A 15011-nucleotide genomic window follows, 5' to 3' on the forward strand; every position below is an offset into this window, starting at 1 on the left:
TTTGGCAAATAATTTATCTGCAAAACTTGACAATTCCATATCTGGAAAAGTTTTCTTAGATATCTAGCTTAGTTAACAGCAATCTGATAAGATTTCCAACAAGTAGAATAATCACTTGTTCTCTTTTTCTTGAACCCACTGATTTTGGTTATTTTTTGGGAAAGGAAAATAAAAATGTCTCATCTATTGTGGAAAACTCTGGTACTAAGTCCAGTAGTTTTGGGGGTGACGGTGTTGGTTTCCGCTAAGGCGATGGCTGCTGAAGTAGCAAGTTATTCTGAACATATAAAGCCAAAAGCTGCTCAGACAGAAGCACGAACAGCTGCTAATGCTTCAATATTCATTCAAACAGAGCAACCAAAAGTTAATCAGCAATTAGTTGCCCAAAAGACCGATGAAAATAAGGTTTTAGAAGAGGTTAATCGCTACAGTAGCGAAGGCAAAAATCAGAATTCACTGTCTCAAGTCACATCAGTTTCTCAATTTTCTGATGTGCAGCCAACTGATTGGGCATTCCAAGCTTTGCAATCCTTGGTTGAACGCTACGGTTGTATTGCTGGATACCCCAATTCTACTTACCGTGGCAATCGGGCACTGACTCGTTATGAGTTTGCCGCGGGTTTGAATGCTTGTTTAGATCGAGTTAATGAACTGATTGCGACAGCAACTGCTGACTTGGTGACAAAACAGGATTTGGCGACTCTCCAGCGTTTGCAAGAGGAATTCTCGGCAGAACTGGCAACTCTACGCGGTCGAGTAGATTCTCTAGAAGCACGGACTGCTGAACTAGAAGCCAATCAGTTTTCCACTACCACAAAATTGGTGGGTGAAGCTATTTTTGCTGTTAGTGATATTTTTGGCAATAATACTGGCGGTGCGAACAATACTGTCTTCCAAGATAGGGTACGTTTAGACTTGCAAACCAGTTTCACCGGTAAAGACCTTTTACATACCCGTCTTGCAGCCGGGAATGCACTAGCCTTTAATCAAGTGGATAATGCTGGTCTTCCTATTGATACTGCTGAAGGCACACAAAGTTTTCAAATCGGTAGTACTGGTAACAACGGTGTGATTATCGACTGGCTGGCGTATTACGTACCCATAGGCCCAGTTCAAGCTTACTTTGCGGGCACCGGAGGTATTCATAGCGATTATGTGCCCACTAATAATCCTTACTTTGAGGATTTTGATGGTGGTAATGGTGCTTTGTCTACCTTTGCTTCTGAAAGTCCGATTTATCGCATTGGTGGTGGTGCAGGTGCAGCACTGACTTTACCCTTAGGTAGCGGCAGCAGTTTTTTCAAACCTTCATTGACTATAGGCTACTTGGCGTCAAATGCTAATAATCCTGGACCAAATCAAGGTTTGTTAGAAGGTAACTATGCAGCTCTTGGACAGTTGAACTTTAGTGTTGGCGATCGCTTCTCTATAGGTGCTACCTACGTTCACGGTTATCATGGTGCTGGAGGTGGTAATTTATTTGATTTCGGTGGTGGTTTGGGTAGCACTAACCGCGTCGTAGGTACTAATCAAGCTAACACTCTAAGTACCCTAAATGCATCTTCCAGTAATTCTTATGGGATATCGGCAGCCTTCAAACCCAGCGACAAACTGTCAGTCAGTGGCTTCATTTCTTACCACGATGTCACAGGCTTTGGTGCTGGTGATGATTATGAAGCTTGGAGTTACGGTCTTGGGGTAGCCTTACCTGACCTTGGTAAAAAGGGTAACGTTTTAGGTATTTTTGCTGGTGCAGAACCTTATGCCCGTAACCGAGGAGGAGCTTTTGCTGGTACTGGTAATGATATACCTTATCACTTTGAAGGCTTTTACAAGTATCGCGTGTCAGATAACGTCTCAATTACCCCTGGTGTAATTTGGTTGACCTCTCCTGGCCAAAACAGCAATAACGATGATGCAATTATCGGTACGCTGAGAACAACTTTCACATTCTAAAAGTTTACAGCAATTTGCTTTAGGGACGCATGTTATGCGTCCCTTTTGACTTATGCCTTGCGATATTGGGGATCTTTTTCAAACCCAATTACCGATCGCAACCATTGGTGCCCAATATACAGGATGATTGTACATAATATTGACACCTTCTGATAGCGGTAATTTATTAGCATGAATCATTCTGATTTGAGCAGTTTGCAAAGCCTCTGCAATACTCATGCCAGTGTTGCGATAGTTGGTGTAAAATGTTTTCACTAGTTCGGATGTCGATTGATCGGTAACACTCCACAAAGATGCGATCGCACTTTTAACCCCAACTTGCAATGCAACTCCAGCTAATCCTAGTGTGGCACGGTCATCGCCAACTGCGGTTTCACAGGCAGTTAGTGTGAGTAGTTTGACGCTATCTGATTTGCTGTTGAGGTTTCGCAGTGAGTTTTCTAATTGGCTAATGGTAAGTTTTTGGTTTTTCCCTGTGACAATGAAGGTATCTTCAGGAATAATCCCAAATTGAGCGTGACTAGCTATGTGAACAATGGGATATGTGGTTTTGTCAAGTTTGTCTTGAAAAATTTCGGGGATAAAATTATCGTCGATTAGAGGGGTATGATTGGGGAATATACTTTCAACTGCACTGACTTCATCGGGAACCGCAAAAAGCTGTTCAAAAGTCTTGCCATCGATGGTGGCTTCTTTTGTCAAATCCAAAATTAACGCCTTTTGCGTACTGCGATCGCGTAGTTTAGGTGTGGTTAGTCGTAAACTGGGAGTTGTTGCAACTGCATAAGTTTCGACTAAATATTTATTAAGTTTGCTGTCATAAAGTGCCGCCATCGGAACACTACGCAAAAACCCATCCTGAATAAATACCAGAGTTTTGACTTTCTCCGGTTTGATATCCTCCGCAAAGGGGCGAATTATCCAATCATAAAGCTGTGATGCAATTGTTGTATCGTAGTTAATTTCTTCTCTTTTAACTAGTCCCGTGCGAAACTCGGCAATTTTTTTCTGTAGGGTATCGCTGCTAACTATTTTCTCACCTTTTTGATTGAGGTCTTCAATTCACTTAAATTTAACGGTAATCCGCTTTTCTCAAGATTGGTTACAACGTAATGCTAACAGTGTTTTAGCGGCGCGATCGCAATTTAGTTTTGGGATTGATGCAATTGACGCAACCGTTAACGATAGTGGTACTGATGGGCGTTTTTTCTCTTGGGTGGGACAATTTCAATGGGTACAACGACTATCTCCCCGCATTTTGATGCTAGCCAAAGTTAACACTCAACTTACTCCTGATTCCTTACTTTCGTTAGAAAAAATTAGCATTGGGGGAGTTGATACAGTGCGCGGTTACGATCAAAATCAAATTGTGGCTGACAATGGGGTAGTTGGAGGTGTGGAAGTTCGGATTCCCCTGGCTTCAAATGTGGAAACATTACAGCTAATCCCATTTTTTGACATCGGTACAGCTTGGAATAATCGCGGTATTAATGCCGACCCGCAAACCATTGCTAGTTTGGGGTTGGGCTTGAACTGGCAACCTTTTAACGGTTTGGTATTGCGTGCAGACTATGGTATACCATTAATTGGCACAAGCGATCGCGGTAGTTCGCTGCAAGAGAATGGCTTTAATTTTTCAGTGCGCTATCAGCCGTTTTGAAAGCGAGATTTCTAGATTGAGTAGGTATAGTTCAACTACCCCTGTTAAGGTGTACTAAAAAAAATGGTAAAATTACGTTTCTAAGCATTGCACCAAAGGAGTTTCAACCACAAGGCAGCCGCAACAGCAGCATTGATCCCATCGGGTGTATTATGGGTAATTGCCGCTTGAATTGTTGCCGCCTCAATGACTTTTGCTGGTGTCGGATAGATGCCAATGGGTGCTGCACGCATCGCTCCCCCACTTTTGTCACTTTCAGGGTTAATTTTGGTTAAAAACTCTTCCCCATCTTGAATTTCTAGTAGAAAATGGTAAAATTTTCGAGCATAACCTTCTCTGTGATCGCGTTTAAAAGCTCTAACAAAACTATCGGCTAAAACTACTGGCGTCCACGCTGCTTGAGCGACAATCACTTCCGCAATCGCAATACTCATCTGAGTATCATCAGTATAGCTGCCAGGATTGAGTGGAAAACGCGGATGTTCAACGTATCGACTCAAATCGTTGTTAGCGATCGCTTCGTCAGCATATTCAAAACCTGCACCGTAGGCATCTGCGATCGCTAACTTTAGCAACATAAGGGTATTAAACTAAAAACGGACGCGCCAGAAAAAAGCTAGAAACTGATTTAGCGTCTACCGGCTCTCCCTCCAGAATAGCTTTTTCTAATTCTTCAGGAGTCATAAACACCGTTTCGATATCCTCGTCTCCATCTTGTGGTGGTGGTGTCTCCAGCTTTTCTAAATCTCGCGCCAGAAAAGCATAGATAATTTCATCAGAATAGCCAGGAGCTAGGAAAAATTCGCCTAATTTATCCCATTTTTGGGCACTATAGCCAGTTTCTTCGGCAATTTCACGCTGTATTGTTTCTAAAGGCTCTTCACTTGCTTCCACTGTCCCCGCCGGAAATTCTAATATCCGTCCCTGAATTGCAAAACGGTACTGGCGCACCAGTATAAGTTTACCTTCCGCTGTCACTGGTACAGCTAGAGCACCGCCAGGGTGACGAATACATTCCCATTCTCCTTCCGATTTATTTGGCAAACGCAAGCGATTAACTTCAAAATCAAACTTGCGTCCTTTATGAAACAGGCGTTGTCTCAGCAGTTGTGGTAATTCTCTACCTAATGGCATAATAAAATCTGATTATCTGTGAATACAGAGGCAAAATCAGTGTTCTTCTACTTTTAAGGATGGTAATTTTAATTGTCCATCCTTAAATGTACATCAGAACAGTCTACCTTTTTCAGCAGCTCTTTAATAACACACCCGGAAACTGGTTCTATCCAATCTGGGGCAATTTCTGCTAGCGGAACTAACACAAAGGCCCGATCCCGCATTCGGGGATGGGGAATCTGGAGATTTGGTGTATCCAAAGTAATGTCATCATATAATAACAAATCCAAATCTAGGGTTCGTGGCCCCCAGCGTTCCTGACGCACGCGCCCAAATTGTTGTTCAATTCCTAACAAAATTTCTAATAACTGCTGGGGGAGTATTTCTACCTGCAATGTGACGCAGCCGTTGAGGTAATCTGGCTGTGGTGGGCCGACAGCTTTGGTTTGATACCAATGGGATCTGGCTTCTAAAACAATACCTGGCGTTTGGGCTAAAGTCTCTATAGCTGCTTCTAAAATTGTCTGGGAATCGCCGATATTACTACCAAGAGCAACGGCGCTTCGTCTTAGCTGTGCTTTGTCGTAGCCCGGTGTAGACATTATACTTTCCTAAAATAAGCCGTTTTCAGGCTGTCTTTGGGGATACTTGTCAATAGCTTTTATATTCGCAGTAGTTATCAAAATTGCAACATTTTTTACAAAACTAAATTAACCAAATTTAAAAAACATTCTTTTCTAGTGAATTCAGTTAATTATTTATAGGATATTATACTAAACACAATGGTAATTAAATAACCCCAAAATTGATTGATGGTGGTTATACGGTTACTACTTTGAGCGAGGAACTGACGTGGGGAAGCTTACCTCCTGGTTCAAGCGAAGACCAACTAATTTGAGTGACTTTGGACAAGGAGGAACGAATGAGAGCTTACCACCAGCATATCTGGCGCAGACGAGGCAGTTACTGAGCAAAATGAAAATTTTACCATCTAAGATGAGGGTCAATCGGGCAACTGGCGCTAGACCACTCTATCGCCGCTTTTGGTTTTGGGCAGGTTTGGGTGTTGGTGGTGGGATAGTTGCCTTCATCTACGGCATCAGTTTAATAGATCGGACTTTGCCAGATAAGTCCGAGTTGAATGCTGTGTTTCGAGAGCAAACACTGACCATTAAAGCTGCTGATGGCACTATATTACAACAACAAGGTGAAGCGACCAGAGAACAGCTAAAGCTAGAACAAATACCAGATAATTTAAAAAAAGCTTTCATCGCCTCAGAAGATCGAAGATTTAGGCAACACAACGGAGTCGATCCGCAAGGGATTGTCAGAGCGGGTTTGAGTAATTTGCGATCGCAAGGTGTGGTAGAAGGTGGTAGCACCATCACCCAACAGCTAACGCGGATTCTGTTTTTGAAACAAGAACAGACAATCTGGCGCAAACTCAAAGAAGTCCGCCTAGCTCAAAAAATGGAGCAAGAATTAACCAAAGATCAGATTCTAGAGCGTTACCTGAATCTGGTTTATTTGGGATCTGGAGCTTATGGTGTGGCAGATGCCGCCTGGGTATACTTTAGTAAGTCGCCAGATCAACTTTCCCTCGCCCAAATGGCAACGATTGCTGGATTAGCTCCTGCTCCTAGCTTATACGCCCCAGACAAAAACCCCGAAGCGGCAAAACGGCGGCGGGACTTAGTATTACTACGGATGCAAGAAGATAAAGTAATTACACCAGAGCAAAGACAGGCAGCAGTTCAGGAGCCATTAGCCCTCAAAAGCAGTTCACCCAAGCGAGTCCAAGTAGAATCACCCTATTTTACCAGCTACATCCAAAAAGAATTGCCCAAGTATGTTTCTCCTAACGTGCTCAAAAGTGGGGGTCTAGTAGTAGAAACCACACTCAACCCAAGTTGGCAAAAGGTGGCAGAAGAGGCAGTTGCGAAAACATTGCGAAATCAAGGACGCTGGGAAAACTTTAAGCAAGCTGCAATGGTGGCCATAGACCCCCGAAACGGTGAAATTAAGGCAATGGTTGGAGGAAAAGACTTTGGTAAAAATCAGTTTAATCGAGTTACCCAGGCACAACGGCAGCCAGGATCGACATTTAAAGGGTTTGTATATGCCACTGCGATCGCTACCGGTAAAAGCCCTTACGATAGCTACGAAGATGCGCCCTTTGTCGTAGACGGCTATGAACCAAAAAACTATAGTGAAAACTTCCACGGTTCAATGAACATCCGAGATGCCCTCACCCGCTCTGTTAATATTGTTGCCGTCAAGGTGTTGATTGATGTGGGATTTACCCCAACGATTAAACTTGCCCATGATATGGGGATAAAATCTGAACTCAAGCCCACCTATTCCTTAGCACTCGGCTCAAATGAAGTCAATCTGCTAGAGTTGACTAGTGCTTATGGTAGTTTTGCGACTCAGGGATTGCACGCAGAAAGTCATGGTATTACCCGCATTCTCAACCGCCAAGGCAAAGTCATCTGGTCAGCTAATTTCAAGTCAAAACGGGCCCTCGACGCTGACAGTGCCGCCATCATGACTTGGATGCTACGCAACGTGGTCGAAGCGGGAACTGGTGGTGCTGCCCAATTAGATAATAGACCAGTTGCCGGCAAAACCGGCACCTCAGACGAAGCCCGCGATTTATGGTTTATTGGCTACATTCCTCAGATGGTGACAGGGGTATGGCTAGGTAACGATGACAACCACCCTACTGATGGCAGTAGTAGTAGTGCCGCTTACACCTGGCACGAATTTATGGAAAAAGCGGTAGAGGGGATGCCCATAGAAAAGTTTCCCAAACGACCTAAGTTAGAAGGTCGTAAAGGCACTATCAAAGCCCAGTCCATCAAGCCCAAACAAGTGCTGAATCATTCTATTGCCTCTGATGATGATGACTCAGAAGGGGAAAGAGCTAGAAATTCTAATTCTGAGGAGAGTGGTTCATCTAGAAGACGTAGAAGAACCAGGAGCTATTCTCAAGAAGAACAGCAAGCAAGCGATTATACCCCAAGACGGAGAAGGCGCGATCGCAGCGAATCAAGTTCTAATAACTCTTCCTCAGAATCATCTACTCCACGGCGACGCTCTAGAAGAGTAGAATCTGATTCTCCTCCACCTCGAAGAACTCGGCGAGAGTTGTCTCCCGCAAATAGTTCCGGTTCTTCAGGATCTTCACCGTCACAACCATCTTGGCGGGATAGACTTAGACCTTCTCAATAGTAATGAGAAGTGGGCATTGTTGATACGTATGCACGACCACTATTTGAGGTACTCATTTTTCAGCATTTGAGTTACCTATCTCACTTACTTCTATGCTTTATTTTCCGAGTGTTCTAGTAGAGTTTCACCCCTTGTTTATAAGCATCTACAAAACTCCTGTAGTCACATTCAACTTGAGTTGCATAGTCCACTGCAAAGTTAAAAATTTCGTCTTTGAATACAGTAAACTGCTGAAATCCTTTTAAAATATACATTTTGGCAGTTTGTGACCACTATTTTTTCAAGTCTTATGAGAAATCCGGGTTTAGGGGCCAGTAAAGAAGTTTAGTTTTTCTGTGCATGAAGCAAGTTTCAAGTATTTGTACTTTTGTGCCAGTTAGAAAAGAACTTTATTGTCACTTAAAAACTTTATTGTTCCCTTAAGAACTTTATTGTTTGTGTACATAACTACAGCTGATAAGAAGCCGTTAAAGCCACTGCCAAAGCATCCGCAGCATCATCTGGCTTAGGAATTTCATCTAAATCCAACTCCCGCGCCACCGCTTCTTGCACTTCTGACTTATCAGCATTACCATAACCTGTTAAAGCTTGTTTAATTTGAGCCGGAGTAAACTCTACATAAGGAAGACGACGCTGGCCTAACACTAAAATGACTATACCCCGCGCCTGTGCAACCAGGATTGTACTTGACATACGATAGAAGAATAGTTTCTCGATCGCTACTAAATCTGGTTGAAATTCCTCCATCACGGTGTGTAAATCATCAAACAAGGTACATAAGCGCTGTCCCATTTCTACATCTGCTGACGTTTTAATTACTCCAAAATCCAGCATATTTACTGTAGTCTCTTGCACCTTTTTGAGATTTTGTGTGCAGCTAATTGCCCCAAATCCTAAAATTGCCAGTCCTGGATCTAATCCTAAAATTCGTTTTTCCATTAAATTCACTTTTACCAAGCCAGGGTATTGTTTAACTAGAAATACTGGCAATCTTCACGACTTGCTCTTAGTCTAATAGGATTGACAAATATAATAGTTTCACGCCTGGTGTTTTAAACCAAGTGGTGTAGATTTTCTGTTAATTATTGTTTGTAGCACCGCTCCAAATCAAATATGTCAATTGGTTTTCTCAGACAAGCCCTCAACGCCCTGCAAAAGCAGTCGCGCTCTCGTACTTCTTATCGGGTTAACCAGTGGTTCAAATGGTTATCCCCTGGACTATCGGTAAAACGTTGGTTGTTGATTAGTGTTGGGGGTGTACTGCTGGCGAGTTTGGGGTTAGCCATTTGGATTAAGTTGACCCCAATTTTTTGGATGATTGAGTTGGTTAGAGGTTTCTTGGGAGTCATCACCAACCTCTTACCGAACTATATCAGTGGGCCTTTGGTGCTGCTTGGCGGCTTGCTGTTAGTGCTTTGGGGGCAAACTCGCACCGTAGGCTCAATTACTAAGGTACTAAGAGCAGAAGGCGGAGAGGAACTCATTGATGTCTTGCTGGCCCATCGTCGATTGTACCGAGGCCCAAAAATAGTGGTAATTGGTGGTGGTACGGGACTTTCTACGTTGTTGAGGGGGCTGAAAACCTACAGCGCTAATATTACTGCAATTGTCACTGTCGCCGATGATGGTGGGTCTTCTGGGCGTTTGCGTCAAGAATTTGGAGTGCTACCACCAGGGGATATTCGCAATTGTTTGGCCGCACTAGCAGATGAAGAAAAGTTATTAACAGAATTGTTTCAATACCGTTTTCGGGCTGGAGATGGGTTAACTGGTCACAGTTTTGGCAATTTGTTTTTAACGGCAATGAGTGATATTACTGGAGATTTAGAACAAGCAGTTGCAGCCAGTTCTAAAGTTCTAGCCGTGCGAGGACAAGTACTACCAGCAACTCTCAGTGATGTTCGCCTGTGGGCAGAATTAGCCGATGGTCGTCGTATTGAGGGGGAGTCTAGTATTCCCAAAGCTGGCGGTAAAATTGTCAAAATTGGCTGCATTCCGGCTAATCCTCCGGCGGTACCAGCAGCTATTAAGGCAATTAAAGAAGCTGATTACATCATTATTGGCCCAGGTAGCCTTTATACAAGCCTAATTCCTAATTTATTAGTACCAGAAATTGCCGATGCGATCGCTCAATCAGATGCCCCCCGTATTTATATCTGCAATATAATGACTCAACCAGGAGAAACTGAAGGCTACACTGTTGCCGATCATATCAGAGCAATTGATGCTGCTTGTGGACAAAGACGACTATTCGATGCTGTATTAATACACAAAAAATCCCCCTCAGAGCAATCACTCATCCGCTATGCCCAACAAAACTCTCATCCCGTTTTCCTCGATAGAGAAGCAGTAACTCAGCTAGGGCGACGGATTGTTCCAGCTAATGTTTTGTATGAAGACGAAACAGGTTTTGTACGTCACAATCCGCAGAAACTAGCACAAGTGTTATTGCGGTGGTACGGTAGACGTCAGTCCCTTCGGGGAATTCAAAATTCAAAATTCAAAATTCAAAATTCAGGAAAATGAAAATTTGTCATTTGTCATTTTTTTAGACTAATCAGTAATGCCCAATACCTTAATCATGAAAATTTTTCTTGCAGATACAGAAGCGACGCTGCGCTTAGGTATTAATCTTGGCGAATCCCTGACACCTGGCAGTGTAATTTTACTAGAAGGTGATTTAGGCGCTGGTAAAACTACTTTAGTTCAAGGCATTGGTAAAGGTTTAGGAATTGCTGAACCCATTGTCAGTCCCACTTTCACGCTGATTAATGAGTACACGGAAGGGCGCTTTCCCCTTTACCATCTGGATTTATATCGCTTAGAACCGCAAGAAGTTGCAACCCTAAATTTAGAAAGTTACTGGGAAGGTGTTGAAGTCATACCAGGAATAGTGGCAGTTGAATGGGCAAAACGATTACTTTACAAGCCAGATAGTTATCTGAGCGTGAGTTTGACTTATGGACATGAAGGCACTCGTCAAGTCGAACTCACACCATTCAATTGTGCCATTAGCAAATTCATTGCGGCGATTTAAGCTCATCTCCCGACTAAAGTACGAGGGATTTCACTTTTATTGACCGCAACACTCAAAAATTCCTGCAAATAAATCGAGAGAGAACTTTACACTCGTCCTATCTACCACTACCACGTTCGCCACTGTCAGTTACTAACATTGTTATCTCAACCCAAACAAAAATATTTAATCAGCTTTTCTTGAATAGAAAACTGGTGGTAAGCAAAGCTTATACCTGTCCCTATGAATTTAGGAAAGTTCGCAACGCACTGGCTTTCTTTAAAAGGGAGACTATTTTTTCCTTGACTCCCTTAAATTCAGGCGGGTTTATATTATCCAAATAGTATTGAACCTAAAGTGGTTCTTAACTAAACGGCATATAGGCATCTACTAGTTTTATTGCTGTAATAAGCAGTTAAAAACTGATTTAGATGGTTGGTACACGAATCAAGCAAGTGTAAATAAACTGTTGTTGGGTTCAATGAGAGTTTTGAGAGAACTGAATCAGCTTCGATTGAACCCGATTAGTTCCCTACTGTGGTTCAAAAAAGGAATCTAGATTATTTAGCAGCGAATGCTAGTAGAAAAAGTTAAGCAATCATCAGTTTTTGTATAATTTTAACTTTTCTTACACTTAGTATTCCCAAGTTAAGTTCATAATCTATACAAAAAAATAAAGTATTTTATAAATTGACAAAATTAGTTTTAATAATTTTAATTAGCAATAAATTATTATATTCACATCTGTAATTAGCACCAATCTCAAAAAAATATTAACTAATAATATCTCGTATTTATACATACAGCGTATTTCAGGTAAGTGAGTAGGCGTAATTAGACATAAGATAAAACCTCACCCTCAATCCCTTTCCTTACTAAGGAGAGGGATTGAGGAGGCAGGGTGAGGTTTTATATTTAATTTGACCCACTTACTTAAATAAAGTACACGGGTAGGGGCACAACTACGATTATCTGTACCTCATCAAGTTGCAATCTGCTGTATTTTATCTAGAAATACAAGATGTATTAAGTAAGTTGGCATGAAAAAACCAAACCATGTAAAGATATAGGGTTTTATCTGTGGAGTGAACTCTTTGCTACATCTATTACTTCAGAGTTGAGCAAAAATGCTTAATCTACGATTAAACATCGTAGATTAAGCATTTTTTTGCAATGGGTAGAGTCTTTTGTCCAACAAGTGCAGACTCTTGGCTAGTCGAAGTTGTTTTCGTTACAAATCTTCATCAAAATTCTATTCCGATATATCGGAATATATCGTGATATATCGTATATTAGAGAAAGTTGATTTGAGATTCACTTATGTTTAGACATTTTCGGTCACGTTTTGGCGCACCTGCATGGGCAGGAGTTAGCGAAGAGGATTCATTGCTTGTCAGGTCTTGGTTTCATCATGAGAAGCATCATGGTAGACATCATGAGAAACACTTTGGCAATGAAATGTTTGGTCGTGGTTGGGGAGATGAATATCGGACTCGTCGAGGTGACATCAAGTTCATTCTGCTGGAATTGTTATCCGAGCATCCTAGTCATGGTTACGACCTGATTAAAGAGATGGAAACTCGCTATGGTGGTTTCCGTCGCCTCAGTCCTGGCTCAGTGTATCCAACACTCCAATTGTTGGAAGAAGGTGGTTATCTCAAGAGCGCGCAGGAAGGGGGCAAGCGGATTTATACGATTACGGATGAGGGTAAACAATTATTGGCAGAACGTACCCAACAAGAACCTTCAGACACTCCTTGGGATACCTTCAAAAGTTTTGTTACAGGTAAGCCCCAAGAGTTTATTGAGTTGCGGAATGCCGCCACAGAGTTAGCTGCTGCGGTAGTGCAGGTTGCTCGTAGTGGGAATATGGAGCGAATAAATCGGGTGCGTGAGCTTTTAGAGCAAGTTAAACGGGAAATTTACGCGATTCTAGCTGAAAAATAAGTATAGGCTCGTAGTAAAGACTTTAGTCTTTATTTTCTAAACACTAAACTGCTTACCGAACGGGAAAGTTAGTCGCTCATGGGGGAAACCCTTTACGAAGCGTCTCGTAGAGCAGAACGCGCTAATTCACTACAAACCCTCTAAGTACTTTGTTACGCATTAGCGTTCGCTGTCCAGCATTTGCATCTGATGTTGATCGTAACGAGTGCCTGCGATCGCAGATGCGGGAATTGCTGCTTCAATGCGGGTTAAGTCCTCTGGGGATAGGTTCACATCCAAAGCCGCCAACGATTCGGAAAGTTGGCTGCGCTTGCGTGCCCCGATGACTGGCACAATGTTTTTGCCTTTGGCAAGTACCCAGGCAATAGCCAACTGCGAAGGAAGAATTCCTTTCTCGGTGGCAATTTGCTTTAGTTCATCGATCAAGCGTTGGTTCTGGGCAAGGTTTTCTTTGCTGAAGCGTGGTAAGTAGGCACGAAAATCGCCCTGTGTGGCTGGAGTGGAGCCACTCAGCAGTCCTCGCGACAGCACGCCATAGGCAGTCACGCCAATACCAAGTTCTTCCAGTACAGGCAAAATCTCGCTCTCAGGACTACGGCTAATCAGGGAGTACTCGATTTGTAGGTCACTGATCGGGTGAATGGCGTGGGCGCGGCGGATGGTGTCCGCTCCCACCTCCGATAACCCGATATATCGGACGTAGCCAGCCTTGACTAGCTCGGCGATCGCGCCGATGGTGTCTTCAATGGGAACTTGCGGGTCTAATCGAGCCGGACGGTAGATGTCAATGTGGTCTACTCCCAATCGGGTAAGGCTATAAGCTACAAAGTTTTTCACCGAAGCAGGGCGGGTATCTATACCAAGCCATCCGCCATCGGCAGTACGTAAAGCGCCGAATTTCACCGAAACCAAGGCTTTGTCTCGACGCTCCTTGATTGCCCGACCAATTAACATCTCATTGTGCCCACTGGCATAAAAATCGCCAGTATCCAATAATGTCATCCCGTGGTCAAGAGCTGCCTGGATAGTTGCAATGCTTTCGTTTTCGTCTGCTGCACCGTACACACCAGACATACCCATACATCCGAGAGCTAGGGGGAAAACAGTTAGACCTTTAGAACCAAGTTGGCGAGGTTGAATTTGATTTTGGGTAGTCATATATCGCTTCTGTGTTGTTTTACTGCGAGGTAAGGTTAGAAAATTCACCACATCTTTGCGTAACTATACGCTGGCTGTGGGGCGCACGATAATCTCATTCACATCAACATCATCCGGTTGCTCGATTGCAAAGGCGATCGCTCTGGCGATCGCTTCAGCCGGAAGCGCAATCTTGCGGAATTCCTGCATTCCTTTGCCAGCTTCTGCGTCAGTTATACTATCTGCCAATTCGGACTCTGTTACGCCCGGTGAAATAACCGTAACGCGAATGTCGGTATTTTCCTGACGCAGCCCCTCCGAAATTGCCAGCACAGCGAACTTGGTAGCCGAGTAAACGGCACAGGTTGGCCAGACAGCGTGTCCGCCGATGGAGGACAGGTTAACGAACTGGCCGAATCCTTGGCGTTTCATCAGCGGTAGCCCAGCGGCGATGCCATTGAGTACGCCACGGATGTTCACGTCAATCATCCAGTCCCATTCATCAACCTTCAGCGCTTCTAGCTTCGAGAGCGGCATAACGCCTGCATTGTTGACGATCGCATCAATGCGGCCAAATTTGCTCTGAGCAAATTCTACAAAGGCTTGGAAGTTGGCGCGATCGGTGACATCAAGGGTCTGATACTCCGCCGAGCCTCCCTCAGAGCGGATTGTAGCCACGAGGGTTTCTAGCCGCTCCGTGCGTCGTGCGCCCAAAATAACGTGGATGCCCTTACGAGCGAGTAGACGTGCTGTCGCCTCACCGATACCACTGCTTGCACCTGTAATCAGTACGACTTTCTGTTCTTTACCAGTGTTTTCGTTGGTAGTCATAAAACCGTATCTCCAAGTGGTTGTACTCTCTAGCACACTTTTAATCTAAGAGAGTCAAAGCTTGATGCGGTAATCTGATCCTGCGGAATTCTTGCCTAATCCTGCATTTTCCTT

12 protein-coding genes and 1 pseudogene are annotated in these 15011 nt (G+C 43.5%); 6 read left to right on the plus strand and 7 right to left on the minus strand.

The features are described 5' to 3' along the window. Positions 1 to 174 precede the first annotated feature (174 nt). Entirely contained in the window at positions 175 to 1956 is a 1782-nt protein-coding gene (locus tag NLP_RS24805) for an iron uptake porin (RefSeq protein WP_104908650.1), read from the plus strand. A gap of 78 nt (positions 1957 to 2034) precedes the next feature. Here the strand turns inward: NLP_RS24805 and NLP_RS24810 are convergent, their stop codons facing one another. Continuing rightward, positions 2035 to 3018 carry a CHAT domain-containing protein gene (locus tag NLP_RS24810; protein WP_325034771.1) on the minus strand — a complete coding sequence of 328 codons (984 nt, stop codon included), beginning with the start codon at positions 3016 to 3018 and terminating at the stop codon, positions 2035 to 2037. Positions 3019 to 3028: 10 nt separating this feature from the next. On the opposite strand from NLP_RS24810, the pseudogene NLP_RS24815 reads away from it, so the two are divergent. After that, positions 3029 to 3616 (plus strand): annotated as a pseudogene (locus NLP_RS24815) (ShlB/FhaC/HecB family hemolysin secretion/activation protein); the annotation flags it as partial. A gap of 80 nt (positions 3617 to 3696) precedes the next feature. Here the strand turns inward: NLP_RS24815 and NLP_RS24820 are convergent. The 3 genes from NLP_RS24820 to folK all read right to left on the minus strand — a co-directional run bounded on the left by NLP_RS24820 (position 3697) and on the right by folK (position 5334). Next, entirely contained in the window at positions 3697 to 4194 is a 498-nt protein-coding gene (locus tag NLP_RS24820; protein ID WP_234017054.1) for an ADP-ribosylglycohydrolase family protein, read from the minus strand. Positions 4195 to 4201: 7 nt separating this feature from the next. After that, entirely contained in the window at positions 4202 to 4750 is a 549-nt protein-coding gene (locus tag NLP_RS24825) for an NUDIX hydrolase (RefSeq protein WP_104908651.1), read from the minus strand. Between the two features lie 68 nt (positions 4751 to 4818). Beyond that, positions 4819 to 5334: a 2-amino-4-hydroxy-6-hydroxymethyldihydropteridine diphosphokinase gene (gene folK, locus NLP_RS24830; protein WP_104908652.1), complete on the minus strand. Its 516-nt coding sequence runs from the start codon at positions 5332 to 5334 to the stop codon at positions 4819 to 4821. A gap of 250 nt (positions 5335 to 5584) precedes the next feature. On the opposite strand from folK, the gene NLP_RS24835 reads away from it, so the two are divergent. Further along, positions 5585 to 7966 carry a transglycosylase domain-containing protein gene (locus NLP_RS24835; protein WP_104908653.1) on the plus strand — a complete coding sequence of 794 codons (2382 nt, stop codon included), beginning with the start codon at positions 5585 to 5587 and terminating at the stop codon, positions 7964 to 7966. Between the two features lie 447 nt (positions 7967 to 8413). On the opposite strand, the gene ruvC is transcribed toward NLP_RS24835, so the two are convergent. Beyond that, positions 8414 to 8905 carry a crossover junction endodeoxyribonuclease RuvC gene (gene ruvC, locus NLP_RS24840; RefSeq protein ID WP_104908654.1) on the minus strand — a complete coding sequence of 164 codons (492 nt, stop codon included), beginning with the start codon at positions 8903 to 8905 and terminating at the stop codon, positions 8414 to 8416. 174 nt (positions 8906 to 9079) lie between these two features. Here ruvC and NLP_RS24845 point away from each other — a divergent pair, with 174 nt between their 5' ends. The 3 genes from NLP_RS24845 to NLP_RS24855 all read left to right on the plus strand — a co-directional run bounded on the left by NLP_RS24845 (position 9080) and on the right by NLP_RS24855 (position 12929). Continuing rightward, complete coding sequence (locus tag NLP_RS24845) at positions 9080 to 10492, plus strand: gluconeogenesis factor YvcK family protein (protein WP_104908655.1); 1413 nt, start codon at positions 9080 to 9082, stop codon at positions 10490 to 10492. Positions 10493 to 10547: 55 nt separating this feature from the next. Next, positions 10548 to 11003, plus strand: coding sequence for a tRNA (adenosine(37)-N6)-threonylcarbamoyltransferase complex ATPase subunit type 1 TsaE (gene tsaE / locus NLP_RS24850; protein ID WP_104910025.1), 456 nt, complete (start codon positions 10548 to 10550; stop codon positions 11001 to 11003). Positions 11004 to 12302: 1299 nt separating this feature from the next. Beyond that, positions 12303 to 12929 carry a PadR family transcriptional regulator gene (locus NLP_RS24855; RefSeq protein WP_104908656.1) on the plus strand — a complete coding sequence of 209 codons (627 nt, stop codon included), beginning with the start codon at positions 12303 to 12305 and terminating at the stop codon, positions 12927 to 12929. A 159-nt stretch (positions 12930 to 13088) separates the two neighbouring features. Here the strand turns inward: NLP_RS24855 and NLP_RS24860 are convergent, their stop codons facing one another. Both NLP_RS24860 and NLP_RS24865 read right to left on the minus strand, forming a co-directional pair. Continuing rightward, positions 13089 to 14087 (minus strand): aldo/keto reductase, encoded by a 999-nt coding sequence (locus NLP_RS24860; protein ID WP_104908657.1) that lies wholly within the window; start codon positions 14085 to 14087, stop codon positions 13089 to 13091. Between the two features lie 63 nt (positions 14088 to 14150). After that, positions 14151 to 14897 (minus strand): SDR family oxidoreductase, encoded by a 747-nt coding sequence (locus NLP_RS24865; protein WP_104908658.1) that lies wholly within the window; start codon positions 14895 to 14897, stop codon positions 14151 to 14153. Between the last annotated feature and the right edge of the window lie 114 nt (positions 14898 to 15011).

The sequence above is a fragment of the Nostoc sp. 'Lobaria pulmonaria (5183) cyanobiont' genome (assembly GCF_002949795.1).
Classification (GTDB): domain Bacteria; phylum Cyanobacteriota; class Cyanobacteriia; order Cyanobacteriales; family Nostocaceae; genus Nostoc.